The organism is Massiliimicrobium timonense (genome assembly GCF_002160865.1).
Classification (GTDB): domain Bacteria; phylum Bacillota_I; class Bacilli_A; order Erysipelotrichales; family Coprobacillaceae; genus Allocoprobacillus.
The window spans coordinates 20,506-37,480 of sequence record NZ_NFLJ01000033.1; the positions used below are offsets into that span (position 1 = coordinate 20,506).

At 30.3% G+C, this 16,975-nt stretch carries 19 protein-coding genes; 13 read left to right on the plus strand and 6 right to left on the minus strand.

All coding sequences use genetic code 11. The annotated features are described in order from the left end of the window. Positions 1 to 28 precede the first annotated feature (28 nt). From B5E75_RS10795 to B5E75_RS10820, 6 genes are all read left to right on the plus strand, one after another. Complete coding sequence (locus tag B5E75_RS10795; protein WP_087359111.1) at positions 29 to 1,162, plus strand: PepSY domain-containing protein; 1,134 nt, start codon at positions 29 to 31, stop codon at positions 1,160 to 1,162. An 89-nt stretch (positions 1,163 to 1,251) separates the two neighbouring features. Next, on the plus strand, positions 1,252 to 1,764 hold the full coding sequence (locus tag B5E75_RS10800; RefSeq protein ID WP_087359113.1) for an RNA polymerase sigma factor: 513 nt from the start codon (positions 1,252 to 1,254) through the stop codon (positions 1,762 to 1,764). A 3-nt stretch (positions 1,765 to 1,767) separates the two neighbouring features. Next, positions 1,768 to 2,727 carry a PepSY domain-containing protein gene (locus B5E75_RS10805; protein WP_087359115.1) on the plus strand — a complete coding sequence of 320 codons (960 nt, stop codon included), beginning with the start codon at positions 1,768 to 1,770 and terminating at the stop codon, positions 2,725 to 2,727. Between the two features lie 45 nt (positions 2,728 to 2,772). Beyond that, entirely contained in the window at positions 2,773 to 3,468 is a 696-nt protein-coding gene (locus B5E75_RS10810; protein ID WP_162607685.1) for a polyphosphate polymerase domain-containing protein, read from the plus strand. A gap of 12 nt (positions 3,469 to 3,480) precedes the next feature. After that, complete coding sequence (locus B5E75_RS10815) at positions 3,481 to 4,152, plus strand: DUF4956 domain-containing protein (RefSeq protein WP_087359120.1); 672 nt, start codon at positions 3,481 to 3,483, stop codon at positions 4,150 to 4,152. A gap of 1 nt (position 4,153) precedes the next feature. After that, a complete protein-coding gene (locus tag B5E75_RS10820) occupies positions 4,154 to 5,548 on the plus strand; it encodes a CotH kinase family protein (RefSeq protein ID WP_087359122.1) in 1,395 nt (464 codons plus the stop codon). A 27-nt stretch (positions 5,549 to 5,575) separates the two neighbouring features. Here B5E75_RS10820 and B5E75_RS10825 read toward each other — a convergent pair whose 3' ends face one another. Together B5E75_RS10825 and B5E75_RS10830 are read right to left on the minus strand one after the other, a co-directional pair. Beyond that, the gene (locus B5E75_RS10825; protein ID WP_087359124.1) at positions 5,576 to 7,045 is read right to left on the minus strand and encodes a family 1 glycosylhydrolase; all 1,470 of its coding nucleotides are present in this window, start codon (positions 7,043 to 7,045) and stop codon (positions 5,576 to 5,578) included. 76 nt (positions 7,046 to 7,121) lie between these two features. Next, complete coding sequence (locus B5E75_RS10830; protein WP_087359126.1) at positions 7,122 to 8,006, minus strand: LysR family transcriptional regulator; 885 nt, start codon at positions 8,004 to 8,006, stop codon at positions 7,122 to 7,124. A 122-nt stretch (positions 8,007 to 8,128) separates the two neighbouring features. Here B5E75_RS10830 and B5E75_RS10835 point away from each other — a divergent pair, with 122 nt between their 5' ends. The 4 genes from B5E75_RS10835 to B5E75_RS10850 are packed head-to-tail and all read left to right on the plus strand — an operon-like array spanning position 8,129 to position 11,087. Next, the gene (locus B5E75_RS10835) at positions 8,129 to 8,359 is read left to right on the plus strand and encodes a hypothetical protein (protein ID WP_087359128.1); all 231 of its coding nucleotides are present in this window, start codon (positions 8,129 to 8,131) and stop codon (positions 8,357 to 8,359) included. Then, positions 8,356 to 9,159: an aldo/keto reductase gene (locus B5E75_RS10840; protein ID WP_087359130.1), complete on the plus strand. Its 804-nt coding sequence runs from the start codon at positions 8,356 to 8,358 to the stop codon at positions 9,157 to 9,159. Before B5E75_RS10835 ends, B5E75_RS10840 begins: the two co-directional genes overlap by 4 nt. 3 nt (positions 9,160 to 9,162) lie before the next feature. Next, positions 9,163 to 10,083 carry an aldo/keto reductase gene (locus B5E75_RS10845; RefSeq protein ID WP_087359132.1) on the plus strand — a complete coding sequence of 307 codons (921 nt, stop codon included), beginning with the start codon at positions 9,163 to 9,165 and terminating at the stop codon, positions 10,081 to 10,083. Between the two features lie 14 nt (positions 10,084 to 10,097). After that, complete coding sequence (locus tag B5E75_RS10850) at positions 10,098 to 11,087, plus strand: alpha/beta hydrolase (protein WP_087359134.1); 990 nt, start codon at positions 10,098 to 10,100, stop codon at positions 11,085 to 11,087. Between the two features lie 179 nt (positions 11,088 to 11,266). Here B5E75_RS10850 and B5E75_RS10855 read toward each other — a convergent pair whose 3' ends face one another. From B5E75_RS10855 to B5E75_RS10870, 4 genes are all read right to left on the minus strand, one after another. After that, on the minus strand, positions 11,267 to 11,956 hold the full coding sequence (locus tag B5E75_RS10855) for a hypothetical protein (RefSeq protein WP_087359136.1): 690 nt from the start codon (positions 11,954 to 11,956) through the stop codon (positions 11,267 to 11,269). Between the two features lie 68 nt (positions 11,957 to 12,024). After that, positions 12,025 to 12,747: a hypothetical protein gene (locus B5E75_RS10860; RefSeq protein ID WP_087359138.1), complete on the minus strand. Its 723-nt coding sequence runs from the start codon at positions 12,745 to 12,747 to the stop codon at positions 12,025 to 12,027. Between the two features lies 1 nt (position 12,748). Next, positions 12,749 to 13,609, minus strand: a complete 861-nt coding sequence (locus tag B5E75_RS10865; protein WP_087359140.1) for an ABC transporter ATP-binding protein — start codon at positions 13,607 to 13,609, stop codon at positions 12,749 to 12,751. Then, a complete protein-coding gene (locus tag B5E75_RS10870; RefSeq protein ID WP_087359142.1) occupies positions 13,590 to 13,973 on the minus strand; it encodes a GntR family transcriptional regulator in 384 nt (127 codons plus the stop codon). Before B5E75_RS10870 ends, B5E75_RS10865 begins: the two co-directional genes overlap by 20 nt. 389 nt (positions 13,974 to 14,362) lie before the next feature. On the opposite strand from B5E75_RS10870, the gene B5E75_RS10875 reads away from it, so the two are divergent. From B5E75_RS10875 to B5E75_RS10885, 3 genes are all read left to right on the plus strand, one after another. Beyond that, complete coding sequence (locus B5E75_RS10875; RefSeq protein ID WP_087359143.1) at positions 14,363 to 15,184, plus strand: MerR family transcriptional regulator; 822 nt, start codon at positions 14,363 to 14,365, stop codon at positions 15,182 to 15,184. 78 nt (positions 15,185 to 15,262) lie between these two features. Then, entirely contained in the window at positions 15,263 to 16,246 is a 984-nt protein-coding gene (locus B5E75_RS10880; protein WP_087359145.1) for a serine hydrolase domain-containing protein, read from the plus strand. A gap of 164 nt (positions 16,247 to 16,410) precedes the next feature. After that, a complete protein-coding gene (locus B5E75_RS10885) occupies positions 16,411 to 16,974 on the plus strand; it encodes a flavodoxin family protein (RefSeq protein WP_087359147.1) in 564 nt (187 codons plus the stop codon). Position 16,975 lies beyond the last annotated feature (1 nt).

A 16,975-nucleotide genomic window follows, 5' to 3' on the forward strand; every position in this document is an offset into this window, starting at 1 on the left:
TTAGTAAGATGAAGGAGATGAGAAAAATATGAATAAAATGAAAATGATAAAATTATTAGGAGTGAGTACATTAATGCTGTCAGTAATGACAGGGTGTGGCAGTGGTAGCCGAACACAGGATTATACAAGTTTAGTAACATTAGATATTAATCCAAGTATTCAATTACAGCTTGATGAAAAAGATAAAGTTATTGATGCTATTGCAGTTAATGATGATGCTAAAAAGGTACTAGAAGATATGGATTTAAAACAGGCAGATGCCAATGTTGCAATGAATGCAGTACTTGGTTCATTGGTTAAGAATGGATATTTAAATGCAAATCAAAATACAGTATTATTATCTGTTGAAAATGATGATGATAAAGCAAGAGTAGCATTGGAAGATGAATTGAGCCAATATATTTATACAACATTAAAAAGTTATTCTATTGAAGGAGCCATTTATTCTCAAGATATAGATATTGATGATGATATTGAATCTTTAATGAATAAATATAGTATTTCTTATGGAAAGGCCAATCTGATTGAAGATATTATAGATGAAAATGATGATGAGAAGAAGACTTATAAAGTAGAAGATTTAGTGAAATTGAATGCTCAAGACTTAATTTTAATTTACCAGTCTTTAAATAAGGACGATGCACAAAAAGATACTCATAAAATGGTAGGAAGTGTTAGTACAAAACAATATATTTCTCAAGACGAAGCTTTAAATGTTGCTTTAAAAAATGCATCTCTAACAAAAGATAAAATTAAAAATCTTGAAATAGATTATGATCTAGAAAACGGAGCATTAACTTATGATATTGAATTTACTTATAATCAAAATGAGTATGAATATGAAGTTAGTGCTACAAAAGGTATTGTAGAAAGAGAAGTAGAACCAAAGGTAACAACAAAACCATCTACAAATACCTCAACAAATACAAATCAATCATCAAATACAAATTATGATAACACAAACTATGATAATACAAATTATCAGTCAACAAGTAAACCATCTACGTCAAAACCAGCAACAACACAACCATCAAGCTCTGGACAAACGACAAATAAAAACACGAATTATGACAATACAAACTATGATAACACAAATTATGATGATCAAGAACAATCTAATTATGGAAATCAGTCAAACTATGATGATGACGATGATGACTAATTAACGCAAACTTAATATAAACTTAAAATAAATATGCAAGAAAGTGGTGATTGATAAATGGGATATTAACATCATAGGGGAGATCTGTGATGTTAGAAAAGAAATTAGAAAATTTAGTTGTTGAACTCAAGGAAAATCAAGATGTGTTGGCACAAATCTATGATTGTATGTATGATGAAGTTTATAGATATATTTATAGTATAGTTCATAATAAGGAATATGCACAAGATTTGACACATGATACTTTTATACAGGTTTATCGCAATGTCCATTTGTATAAACCAAAAGGAAATGCGAAAGCATGGATTATTACGATTTCTCGTAATGTGACTTATATGTCACTTCGTAAGTTATCAAGGGAGCAGGTTGTTGATTATGAAATTGATGGTGTTGATGAAGGAATGAATGGAATACATGATAAGATGATGATAAAAAGGATGATGAAAATACTTTGTCAAGATGAAAGTGAAATCATCATCTTACATGTTGTTGAAGGATTAAAGTTTAAAGAAATAGCACAGATTATGGATTTAAAGTTATCAACGGTTTTGAATAAATATCATCGTTCATTAAAAAAATTGAGAAAGAGTCTGGAGGAATGAGCCTTGAAAAATAAAGAAATAAAAAATCAGTTAAAAAAAGAATTTCAAGATATTCATATGCCTTCAAGAAAAGAACAACTTATGCGAGATATTGAATATATTGATCAGCTTGAAGTTCAACAAATAAAAAGAAAGATACCTAGAAAATATCAAATCAGTTTTTTAGCTTTAGCGTGTACTCTTATTTTTGCTTTTATGATATCAAAACCTCAAAATGTTTATTCCGTTTCTTTTGAAGTCAATCCTAGTATTGAATTAAAAATCAATCATCAAAGACGTGTAGAAGATGTGATTTGTCATAATGATGATGCTTTGCTTGTGTTAGATGAAATGGATTTAAAAAATACAGATTTAGATGTGGCTGTGAATGCTATTATAGGAAGTATGTTTAAATATGGTTATATTACAGAGGCTAAAAATTCTGTTCTTGTAAGTGTTCAGGGGAGCGATAAAGAAGCAAGAGAGGCATTAAAGCAAGATGTTGCAACTGATGTAAAAGATATCTTATCGGGTTATTCATTAAAAGCATCTGTTGTTTCACAAGATTACAAGTTTTCTAAAGAGCGAGAAGAATTAGCTGAAAAATATGGGATTTCTGTAGGTAAGGTGACATTAATAAAAAAATTAATAAATGTTAGTCCGGATTATGAATTTGCTGATTTGGTTGATCTTTCCATTAATGATTTAAATACATTAATTCATTATAAAAATATACAGTTTAAAACCATTACAATAGATGGGGTAGAAAGTCATAGTGGTTATTTGAGTGATGAAGAAGTCAGAACAAAAGTTTTAAATCACGCTCAAGTGACTCTTAATGATTTGAAATCATATGAAGATGAGCTGGATGTTAAAAACAATCAACTTGTATATAATGTGAATTTTATGGATGCATATGCCAGTTATAATTATCAAGTGAATGCTATTAGTGGTGAAATTGTTTCATTTGATGTGAAAATGTAGGAGTTTATGAAAATAAACTCCTCAATTTATAGAGAGGTTATGCTTATGATCAAGAATTATAAACCTATTCAATATCGTCACGAACTTAAACATATCATAAACCCATTAGAAGCAGAAGTTTTAAATCAAAGATTAAATCTATTATTCACTAAAGATCATTATACATTGAATGAAGGATATTATGATGTTCATAGTCTTTATTTTGATACACCTGATGATAAAGCTTTAAAAGAAAAGTTAAATGGGGTATCACAAAGGCATAAGTTTAGAATACGATATTATAATCATGATTTAAGTTTTATACGTTTAGAAAAGAAATTGAAGTATAATGGATTATGTGCGAAGCGTTCTACGAAATTGACTGTTAAACAGGTTCAAGATATATTAAATGGAAAGATAGATTTTTTATTAAAAAGTGATGATCCATTGATGATAGAATTTTATAGTGCATTAAAAGGGGAGCTGTTAAAACCTTGTGTGATTGTATCCTATCAAAGACAAGCTTATACATATGATGTTTCTAAAGTACGATTGACAATAGATAGACACTTGTGTACTTATAAAAATATTCATGACTTTTTGTCATTAGATAATAGAAATATAAGTGTAGATGATTTTGCAGTATTTGAAGTAAAATATAATGAGTTTTTACCAGATATTGTTAAAATGGTAATACAAGGACTTTCACAGAAAACATCAGCCTATTCAAAATTTGCAAAATGTCGACAGATTGATTGGTAAAGGAGAATAAAAATGACTTTTCAAGATATATTTCGTTCAAATTTTTTAGAAAATATACACGCTGTTTCATTGTTAGATATGTCAATAGCGTTGCTATTGGCATTTATGATGGGAATGTTTATTTTCTTTATTTATAAAAAAACATATAGTGGAATTATGTATACTTCCAGTTTTGCGATAACACTTGTAGCTTTAACAATGATTACCACATTGGTTATTCTTGCCATCACAAGTAATATTGTTTTATCTTTAGGAATGGTTGGTGCTTTATCTATTGTGAGATTTAGAACGGCTGTTAAAGAACCTATGGATATTGCATTTTTGTTTTGGAGTATAGCGGTAGGTATTGTATTGGCAGCAGGTTTAATCCCCTTAGCTGTATTTGGTAGTTTATGGATTGGACTCATTCTTTATATCTTTTCTCATAAGAAAAATACCCAAAGACCTTATATACTGGTTGTTCATTGTGAAAATCAAGACAGTGAAAAGAATGTCTATCAATTTATTCAAAATCAGGTATCTGCTTTTTCACTGAAAAGCAAGAGTATCAAAAAAGATTGCATTGAACTGAATTATGAAGTCAGACTTAAGGATCAAGAAACATCATTTGTTAATGAACTTTCAGATATGGAAGGTGTTTTATATACAGTGATGGTTTCTTATAATGGAGATTATATGAATTAATATGATTAAACATAAATATATAGATAGGATTGTTTTGATATTTGTTATCCTTAGTCTTATTATAACGATTGGTTTCATGTTACCGGGACATTGGGGTATAACACCAGCTTATCAGTTACCAGCTTATGCTTCTAAGTTATTTGATCAAAGTTATGTCCATACTATCGATATACAATTGGATAATCCACAGAATTTTTTTGATCAGGCACAAGCCAAAGAATATCATGTATCTTCTATAACGATAGATGGTGAAACCTTTGATATGGTAGGTTTAAGAGTGAAAGGGAATAACTCATTAGAGCTTATTGATCGTTATGGGTCGGATCGCTTTAGTTTAAAAGTAGAATTTGATCATTATGATTCAGGATATCATTATTATGGCTTAGATAAGTTTACATTAGATTGCTCTTTTCAAGACAATGCCTATTTAAAAAACTATATAACTTATGATATGATGTCTTTTATGGGAGTCCCATCTCCTCTAACAAGTTATGTCTGGGTGACAATTAATCAAAAAGATTGGGGATTATTTTTAGCAATCGAAGAACCAGAAGAAGCTTTTATAAGAAGAAATTATGGAAGAAATCATGGTGTGCTTTATAAACCGGGATATACAGATGTTTATGCACCCAATAGAGATTTAGCGTTACAGTATATTGATGAGAATATTGAATCGTATCCTAATTTATTTGATAATGCAAAATTTAAGATAACTGAGGCAGATAAAAAAAGATTAATTCAATCATTAAAAATCTTAGATGATAATCAAAATATTGAAAAAGCTGTCAATATAGATGAAGTTTTAAGATATTTTGTAGTACAGGTTTTTGTAGTGAATTTAGATAGTTATTTAGGTCCGACTGGGCATAATTATTATTTATATGAAGAAGATGGTATGATTTCAATGCTTCCTTGGGATTACAATTTGGCATATGGCACATATTCACTGGGAATGCCTAATCCTAGTAATGATATAACAAGGTATGTCAACTTTCCAATCAACACACCTTATACTAAAGAAGTTATGTTGAATAGACCATTATATCATCATGTTATGCAACATGATGAATATTTCAAACAATATCATCAATATTTCCAACAATTGATCAGTGAATATTTTGAAAGTGGATATTTCCAAAACAAAGTAGAAGATACAATTAAAATGATAGATTCTTATGTGCAAAAAGACCCAACTGCATTTTGTTCTTATCAAGATTATCTTTTGGGTGTAGAAACGTTTCAAGAGTTTTGCTTATTAAGATCAAAAAGTATTAGAGGACAACTCGAAGGACAGCTACCTGCCAATCTTTCTCAACAAAATGAAGAATCACCAAGAATAGACGCTTCACATATAAGATTGGAAGATATGGGAGAAATTGCAGATTTATATCAATGAAAAAAGCGACATTTGTCGCTTTTAACTTTAATCTAAATCTTCTCCATGACTTTCAATCACTTTTTTATACCAGTAGAAAGAATCTTTACGATAACGATTATAAGTTCCATGACCTTGATCATCTTTATCTACATAAATAAATCCATAACGTTTACGCATTTCTCCAGTACCTGCTGATACTAAATCAATACATCCCCAAGTTGTATATCCAATCAAATTAACACCATTATCAATTGCTTTTCCCATTTCTTTAATATGATCTCTTAAATAATCAATACGATAATCATCATGAATGCTTCCATCTTCCTCTAATGTATCATAAGCACCTAATCCATTTTCTACAACCATTAGTGGTTTTTCATAACGATCATAAATCATTTCAAGATAATAACGTAAACCTAAAGGATCTTGTGCCCAACCCCAATCAGAATATGTTAAATAAGGATTTCTAGCTCCAGCAGCAAAGTTACCAGAAACCATATCATCTGTTTCATGTGTTGTTTCAATAGAAGACATATAATAAGAGAATGTATACATATCGACACAACCATGTTTTAAATCTTCTAAATCTTGTTCAGTGATATCTAATTGAACATGATGTTCATTCCATAATCTTTTCGCAAATGTTGGATATTTTCCTTTACATTGAACATCTCCACAATAGAAAATACTTTTTTCCCACATATGACGATTTACCATAATATCTTTTGGGTCACATGTTCCAGGGTAGAATGTAATGCCACAAATCATACAACCAATCATATTGTTTGGATCAATTTCATGACCAATTTGTACAGCTTTTGCACTCGCAACAAATTGATAATGAAGTTGTTGATAACCTTGTTGATGTTCTTTATCTCCAGCATGATTGCCAAAAAGATTTAACATCATGATTGTGTTATTAATTTCATTAAATGTGAGCCAGTATTTCACTAACCCCTGATATTCTTTAAAGCAAGTTGTCGCAAAACGCACATAGAAATCAATAAGCTGACGATTGTTCCAGCCACCATAATGTTCTTCTAAATATAATGGTGTATCAAAATGCCAGATTGTCACTAATGGTTCAATAGCATGTTTTTTACATTCCAAAAAGACAGAACGATAAAATTCAACACCTTTTGGATTGGGTGTTTCTTCATCACCATGAGGATATAAACGTGACCATGAAATAGACAGTCTAAACATTTTAAATCCCATTTCAGCAAGTAATGCGATATCTTCTTTATAATGATGATAAAAATCAACACCATCATGATTAGGGTAATAATAATCATCTAAAACAGCATATTTGGCCCCTTCAGGGATAGGTTGACCATTGATGACTTTACCAGGTTTTCCATCCTTATCAATAAATGTCACATATCTTGGTTCTTTTACAGAACCCCCTGTTGTGACATCTGTTTTGGCTGGTCCACGACCATCTACATTCCATGCTCCTTCAGCTTGGTTTGCAGCAATTGCTCCTCCCCATAAAAAATTGTCTTGAAAACTCATATCTTTCATTCCTCCTTATATTTATTATTTTAAAGGGAAATGATGAAAAAAACAAATACTTCATAAGTATAATCGGTTATGCCTTTGGTAAATAACTTTTTTTAAGTTCATTTAATAATATTTGAGCTACAGGTGAAAAGACTTGATATTTTTTCCATACAATATACATAGGTGATTCAAGGACTGGTTCTAGAGGACGAAAACATAAATTGCTGTCTTGACCAGTATATATTAAATGATTAAAAGTTAAAACATATCCCATACCTTCTTCAACCATGATGGATGTATTATAGGCTAAATCATATGTAGCAATAATATGAAGCTGATCTTGTTGATCACCTAACCATTTTGGAAAATCAGCCTGTAAAGATTGACGAGAACAAATTAAAGGAACATCTAATAAATCATTGAGATGAATTTTCTGTTTTTGAGCTAAAGGCATATCTTTTCTAGCAATAATACCCCATTGGTTAGCAGAAGGAATTTTTAAAAAGTTATACTTTCTGGAATCTACATCTTGCGCAATAATCGCAAAATCTAATAATCCTCGTTCCAATCTTTCATCAATAGCATCGGTTGCACTGCTATGAAGATGAAAGCGAATGTGAGGATAGTGCATTTGGAGTTGATGCAATATATGAAAGAAAGAGTGTAAATCTTTAGATTCAGCACAACCAATATGAATATCACCACCATTAATTTCATCAAGTGCTTTAAATTCATCCGTTGTTTTATCTACCAATTCTAAAATTTCTTCAGCACGTTTTCTTAACATCATCCCTTCTTCTGTCAGTTTAATAAAGTAATTACTACGCACAAATAATTTTTTCCCTAATTCTGCTTCTAAATCTTTTAGTTGTTTAGATAATGTTGGTTGAGAAATATGAAGACGAACAGCAGCTTTTGATATGTTTTTTTCCCTCGCTACTTCTAAAAAATATCTTAAAACACGTATTTCCATAAATAAAACACCTCTTAATGATTATAACATAGTTATTAAAAATAAGAATAATTAAATATAGATATTAAATATTTTACATATCTATAGACTGTTTATATAATGAAGATGGTGGAGGTGATGGAGTGGATGAAAAGATATCAAAAGAGCTAAAAGACAATCTGATAGATGCAGGGTGTCAGAATGAACTTATTCAAACATGTATGGATTGTATCAAAGTGAATAACATTGATATGCTTGATTTTCACTTACAAAAACACCGTCAATATCTTTTGGATTGTTTACACAAATATCAAAATGAAATAGATTGTTTAGATTATCTGCTTTTTCAAATAGAGAAGGAGGGTGGGATATGAGATTTATAACATTAAACAATGGTATTTCAATGCCTCTATTAGGTTTAGGAACATGGGATTTAAGAGGGGAAGCAGGGAAACAGACTATTATTCAGGCATTGCAGGTAGGTTATCGTTTGATTGATACAGCCAGAATGTATGGAAATGAAGTCATTGTAGGACAGGCAATTATCGAAAGTGGAATACCAAGACAGGATATTTTTATTACAACAAAGCTTGAATCTTCATGTCAAGGCTATCAAAAAGCCAAGCAAGGGATAGAAAAATCGTTAAAAGATTTGCAGACAGATTATATTGATTTATTGCTGATTCATGAGCCTTACACACAATCATTAGAAATGTATGAAGCTATGAAAGAAGCCTACCATCAAGGAAAAGTAAGAGCAATTGGTATTTCTAATTTTCAAGGACATCATTATGATTGGTTTATTGAACATTGTGGCATGATACCTGCTGTTCATCAAATTGAATCACATGTCTATCATTCACAGTTAAAATTTAAGCAAAGAATGGAAAAAGATGGTGTACAAATGGAATCGTGGGCATCTTTTACAGAAGGTAGAAAAGATATTTTTCATGAACCAGTATTAACAAATATTGGAAAGAAATATCGCAAAAGTGCTGCTCAAATAGCTTTGACGTATTTAATACAAAATGGGATTGTTGTGATTCCTAAGACATCACATAAAGAAAGAATGATTGAAAATATGAGTGTTTTTGATTTTGAATTATCTGATGATGATATGAATTTGATTCAGACATTGGATCAAGGTCAATCATTGTTTCATTGGTATGATTAAATCATGAAAAAAATAATGATTATACTGACTTTCTTATGTGTATGTTTATGTGGATGTCAAAACAATGAAAATAAAGTGACAACTGATGTGAAATCTCATCAGACACAATACCAATTTCATTTAGATGATGGATATGTGACATTAAATAGTGGTTATGATATGCCTACTAATGGAATAGGAACATATAGTTTAACGGGTGATGAATGTTATAACGCTATAACGAGTGCCTTACAATCAGGTGTTAGACTGATTGATACAGCTTATATGTATCATAATGAAGAAGAAATAGGAAAAGCTATCAGAGATTCTCAAGTCAATAGAGAAGATATTTTTGTAATCACAAAGATATATCCAAGTCAGTTTGATGATCCTCGGGCAGCTATTGATTTAGCTTTAGAAAAATTGAATATTGGTTATATAGATATGATGTTGTTGCATCATCCCGGTGATGGAGATGTCAAAGCTTATCATGTGATGGAGGATTATGTGGAACAGGGAAAAATTCGTTCTATTGGTTTATCTAATTATTATATTGAAGAATTGGAAGACTTTTTACCACAAGTCAATATAACTCCAGCTTTAGTTCAAAATGAAATCCATCCCTATTATCAAGAATTAGATGTTGTTCCATATATTCAAAGTCATGGTATTGTAATGCAGGGATGGTATCCTTTTGGTGGTAGAGGACATACTGAAGAATTATTGAATGATGAAACCATTGTATCTATTGCAGATGCTCACAATGTCACAGCGGCTCAAGTCATATTAAGATGGAACTTACAAAGGGAAGTCGTTGTGATACCGGGTTCAAGTAATCCTGATCATATTCAAGAGAATACAGAGATTTATCATTTTAAATTAACAGAAGATGAAATGAAAAAAATAGAAGCTTTGAATCGTAATGAAAAACATGATTGGTATTAATGGAGGAAGAAGAAATGGAAGAAAAATTAAATTTAGTTAAAGAATGGGATAAAACATTCCCAAAAAGTGAGGAAGTGAATCATCGTAAAGTAACGTTTCATAATCGTTATGGAATCACTTTAGCTGCTGATTTATATGAACCGAAAACATATGAAGGAAAATTATCGGCTATTGCAGTGTGTGGACCATTTGGTGCAGTGAAGGAACAGGCTTCTGGTCTATATGCTCAAGAAATGGCAAAAAGAGGATTTTTAACGATAGCTTTTGACCCATCATATACAGGTGAAAGTGGTGGAACACCAAGATATATGGCTTCACCAGATATCAATACAGAAGATTTTCAGGCCGCTGTAGATTTCTTATCTGTTCAAAAGAATGTTGATTCTGATAAAATTGGTATTATTGGTATTTGTGGTTGGGGTGGACTGGCTTTAAATACTGCATCTATTGATACAAGAGTCAAAGCTACAGTCGCTTCAACAATGTATGATATGTCAAGAGTGGGTTCAAAAGGATATTTTGACGCTAATGATAGTGAAAAAGAAAGATATCAGTTACGTCTTAACTATAATGCACAAAGAATCAAAGATTATAAATCAGGGACATATCAAAGAGCTGGTGGGGTTATTGATCCATTACCTGAAGATGCTCCATTTTATGTAAAAGATTATTATGATTATTATAAAACACAACGTGGATATCATAAACGTTCATTAAATTCTAATGATGGATGGAATGTAATTGGGACAATGTCATTTTTAAATCAACCTATTCTACAATACACAAATGAAATTAGAAACGCCGTATTGATTATTCACGGTGAAAAAGCCCATTCTTGTTATATGAGTCAAGATGCTTATCAAGCTATGATGAATCATAATCCATGTCCTGATAATAAGGAATTGATGATTATTCCTGATGCAGTGCATACGGATTTGTATGATCAGATGGACATCATTCCATTTGATAAAATAGCTGACTTTATGAATACTTATTTGAAATAGAAAAAACGAGTTCATTATCAAGTGATAGTGAACTCATTTTTAGGTTAATCGTTTATTAATATACATCAATTTAAAAATTCTTTTCATATCTTATATTATAATAAAAAATCATGATCTGAACTCAACAAAATGAATTATGCACATCAGTCATGACTTTCATTTTTTTTACCCATATTATCTTAAAAAGCGTTCCATAGAAATATGAATGCAAAGACACAGCCCCAAGCATTTTTATTTTTATCTACACAGCTTACCATACCATAGATAAATATGAAAGTTACAATCATTTCAAGTATCCCCCAGAATGATGTACTAAATGGATGAAATAAGATACAGATAAATGCACATATTATAGCTCCAAGATTAATTTTGCTAGGATATCTTTGATTGATTACTCTACTGACAATATAATAATTAAATCCTTCAAAAAATCCCCAAAAAGTTCCAACCATAATTAATCCTAATGCTTTATAAACAATATTGCTTGCAAGTATATTATCAGTTATTAAAACAGAAAGTGGCATATATCCATCAAACTGTCTGGAAATAAGTAGATAAATGACATATGGTATAAAGAACAGTACAGATTCGATAATAGCTTTTAGTGCACCCTTTTTCCTAAGTCCCATTTTTGCAAATGTATCTTTACGAATTATACATACGATTGAACTACCTAGACCTGCAATTGAAAACTGCATTAATCCAGTTACTATAGTACGAAGTAAAATATGAATTTCATCGTTATTAATAAAGTCGTTAAGATATTTACTTAATGACATAAATAAGATAAATCCCGCTAATGTTATCACCGCTATGATCCAAATATCTGTATCTAGTCTTTTTTGTTCTACTGTTAATTCTTTTTTCATTGTTACTATCCCCTTATCATCAACAAGGTTTTCAATAAAATACATTAGAATTATTATAATGTTCTAAATTATTTTAATTCTGTACGACGAATAACTGCATAAGAACCAATTCCTAATATTGCTACAATTACAAATAATGTTAGAGCAGGGAATATATAATTAATTGTTCCATCAGTCATAAAGCCCATTGCTTGCATCAAAAATTCTACAATATCCCTAACCAATTCAGCAGAGAATACATATCTGAACAATGCAATAATCAATAAGATAACCCCGCCAAAAACAACACCTAAATATATTGAAATATTCTTTCCTACTCTGTTGATTACAAGAACAATCAAATAAAGTAAACTACAAAATGCTACGTAGAAAAGAAATAACCATAGCCAATTCATAAACAAGTTATCATACCCATATAAAGCTCCATATAATGACGAATAATTATTATTGATTAAATGCATCATGTTACCAACCACCGTATCAACGAGTGCCATTATTCCAGAAATAAAGCAGAACATTGCAATAGTTGCAATATATATATATTTACGAGTAAAACCATTTTGAATCAGCATTTTAAAATCTTCATTAAATCCTAGAACTCCTAATACGCATACATAAATCAAAGTATTTATCTCTAAACAATTAGTGCCTACATCTTCAAAGGTACCCATTATCAATCCGATAGTAATTGTAATTAATCCAACGATAGCATACTGTATAGCATAGAAGATCCAGATATACTTAAATGATGTCATACATTCATATTGAATAATAGATTTAAGATTTTTCATATTATTGGTCTCCTTTCTCGGTCAATTTGACAAACAGTTTTTGTAAATTCATGGCAGATAGTGATAAATTAGCTGTTTTAGGAAGAGGAGTTTTTTCATCTAATACATATGCAATTTTAAGGTTACTTAATTCATCGTATCCGATAACATTTTTATCAGCACAATAAGCATCTACCTCGTGTGCAAGTCCTGATACACTAAATCCTGTTTCCAATAATGAATTGACATTATTTTGAAGAAGTACCTTTCCTTTATCAATTAATACGACTTCCTCAATGATATTAGCTACTTCTTCAATAAGATGTGTCGCTATAATGATAGTTCTCTCGCTATTTTCATAGTCTTTTAATAACAAGTCATAAAACAATTCTCTATGATTCGCATCCAAACCGAGAACCGGTTCATCATAAATAACATAAGGAACATTCAAAGATAAAGCAACTGTTAATTTGAAGATAGACTGATATCCTTTTGATAATGCCTTGAATTTCTTATTAATATTAAGATTAAATTTGTTTGCTATTTTCATAGCCTTTTCCTTATCAAAATCATCATAAAAGCGATCGGTCCATTTAAATAGATCTTTGATTTTTAAGTTAGTATCATATAAATCCGCTTCACTCATACAGAAGATCTTATCATGGATTTTCATGTTTTCTTTTGCTGGAATATCATCAATAAGAACTTCTCCACTATCAGCAAAAATACGATTGGCAATAATATTGATTAGTGTAGATTTTCCAGCTCCATTTCTTCCTAAAAATCCGTAGATTTTTCCATATTCAAATGAAAAGGAAACATTATCAAGTGCGATAACATCTTTATACTGTTTTGTAACATTCTTAATTTGAATTGCTTTCATTGTCATAACCCCTTTCTATGAGTGTAATAATCTCATTTTTAGTCATATTCAGTTTGTTCGCTTCTTCTATTAGGGTTGCTATAAACTGATCATAAAATTGTCCTTGTCTTTTCTGACGTATTTTTTCAACTGCTCCTTCTTTTACAAACATTCCTAAACCCCTTTTCTTATAAATGATTTCATCATCAACAAGTAAATTCATTCCTTTCAAAACAGTATGTGGATTGATATTCAACAATGTAGAAAACTCATTTGTTGAAGGAATTTTCGTTTCCTCTGGATATATTCCTGTGAATATTGAATCCTCTAACTGCTCTGCAATCTGAATGAATATAGGTTTTTCTATATTAGTATTTATATTCAACGAACATCACCCCTTTATAGTTTGTTGGTGGAGTAACTAACTACCTTACACCTATAATATAGATGATAATCACAAGGTTGTCAATAATTTTCTTGAATTAGCCAAAAAAATGAAAGGATTATTTATAATAAATTCACTAATTAAATCAATACGAACTGACCCTTTATAAGGATAGAAACTGGAAGATTATAGGATAAATGAAAAAGGCTGCACTTTACTTTTCTAGTGGTATACAAGCCTTTTAAATAACCTATTAAATAGTTGGAATTCATTTCTTATCATGTTATTTTAGGTGTAAGTAAGGTATTGCGCATAGAATTAACGCATTGACTTTCCCCTTACAGGAAGGTGTAACATAAATATGGAAGCAAGTTGAGAGGGGTAGATTTATGTTATCTATAGGTGAATTTTCGAAGATATGTAAAGTTTCTACAAAAACGCTTCGTTACTATGATGAAATCGGACTGATAAAACCCAGCAAAATTAATCCAGAGAATAATTATAGATACTATTCCATTGAACAGTTAGAAACTATGCTTTTTATTAACCGCCTAAAACAATATAATTTTTCTTTGGAAGAAATTAGAACGATTATTACATCAGAAGAAATACCAAATGAAAAATTATGTTTAGAACTTTATAAGAAAAAGAAAAAATTAGAAAAACAAATACAGATATATTCACAAATTACAGAACGATTAAATAAGGATATAGCAGTTTTGAAACAAGGAAAATCAATCATGTCTTATTTGAACAAGATTAATGTACAGCTTGTTGAAGTACCAGTTATGTATTTGGTTTCTATTCGTAAAATGGTTTGTAAATTTGAAATGGAAGAACAATACGCTTGTTGCTTTAATTCAATATTAAGGAAAATTCAATATGACAAATTAACTGTCAATGCTCCACCTATGGTGCTTTTTCATGGTGATGAGTTTACTCCTTTTGGATTAGATACAGAATTCGCTATTCCAGTAGAACAATTTGTTACAGGAACAAGAGATTTTTGTCCGGGACTATGCTTAAAAACAACTCTACATGGTGGATATTCTAATTTGACATCTGTTTATACGAAACAATGTGAATGGGCAGAACAAAACGGTTATGAAAACAATGGTCCTCTTTATGAAGTTTATATTACTGACCCAACACAAACTTCAAATGAAGATGACCTAGTAACGGAAATTTATTATCCAGTAAAAAAGAAATAAGCAAATGTATCAAAGATTTATATTTTGTGAATGAATATTTCTTATACAATAACGTGAAATGGAGATGAAATTGATACTATGAATAAAAAGGAACTGCACGATTTTATTAAAGAAAAACAGCCTAATATCTGTCAAATATCATGCTATAAAGACGGTAAAGAGGTTTATTCTGATGAATGGAATAATTATAAAAAAATAGACACTTGCCATGTTATGTCTGCAACAAAAAGTGTTGTGGTATTGCTTGTAGGAATAGCACTTGATAAAGGATTTATAAAAAGCATAGACCAACCTGTATTAGATTTTTTCCCTGAATATAAAATTAAAAGAGGAGAAAAAACAATTCAACAAGTTACAATCAAGCATTTACTGACTATGACTGCACCTTATAAGTATAAGTACGAACCGTGGACTAAAATTTGTTCAAGTGATGATTGGACTATTTCAGCTTTAGATTTTCTGGGTGGAAGAAAAGGATCGACTGGAAAATTCAAATACTCTACTTTAGGCATACATATACTAACTGGCATTATATCAAAAACGAGTGGTCTAAAAGTCGTTGATTTTGCAAACGAATTTTTATTTGAACCCATTGGAGTAGAAAAACATATAAATTATTTAGCTGAAACTGCCGAAGAACATAAACATTTTATTATGTGTAAAGACCCACAAAAAAATATATGGTTTTGCGACCCTAAAGGAATAGGAACAGCCGGATATGGTTTGTGTTTTTCTGCAACAGATATGGCGAAAATCGGACAGCTTTGTTTAGATAAAGGCTTTCATAATGGAAAACAAATTGTATCTTCTAAATGGATTGAAGAAATGATAAAACCAAATTATAGATGTGGAGACGAATTTAGAAATATGTCTTATGGGTATCTATGGTGGATTGTAGATGAGAATAAACATATTTTTGCGGCCATAGGAAATAGCGGGAATGTTATATATGTAAATCCGTCGGAAAATATAGTTATAGCAGTTACATCATATTTTAAACCAACGATATTTGATCGCATAGATTTTATACAAAAGTATATTGAGCCATGTATTTCAATATAATAATTTCAATACCTTATTAATTATTAAAAAAGCAATCAATCAAAAATGTAGATGCTAATGACAAAAGTAAAGGAACTTATAAAAGAATAAAAAAGATAGTTTTTATTGGTATAATGAATCAAATGGTGAAGATTTAAAATAAAAGATTTTGATAGGGAGAGAGTATGAAAGTTTTAGGTATTAATGGAAGTGCAAAAAAAGATAGCCATACAACAGGATTAATGAAATATATTTTTGAAGAGTTAAATAAAGAAGGAATAGAAACCAAGTTAATAATTCTCTATGATAAGAAAATCAATCCTTGTCATGCATGTTGGGCTTGTCAGAGTAGAAAAAATTGTGTTTATCAAGATGATTTTCATGATGTATTTAATCAAATGATGGAAGCAGATGGAATGATATTAGGATTACCAGTTTATATGGCAAATATATCTTCATTTATGCAGGATCTATTGGAACGAGCAGCAGTTGTTTTAGATATGAATAAAGAGAATCTATCTATGAAATATAAAGTAGGTGCATCTATTGTATCGCTTCGACGTGGTGGAGGCTTAAATGCAGTAGATGCAATGAATCATTTCTTTTTGAATCATGAAATGATTGTTGTAGGATCAACATATTGGAATATGGTTTATAGTCAATTATCTAGAGAAGTTGAAAGTGATTTAGAAGGAATAGAAAATATGAAAAATACTGGTCAAAATATGGCATGTATTCTTAAAAAATAAA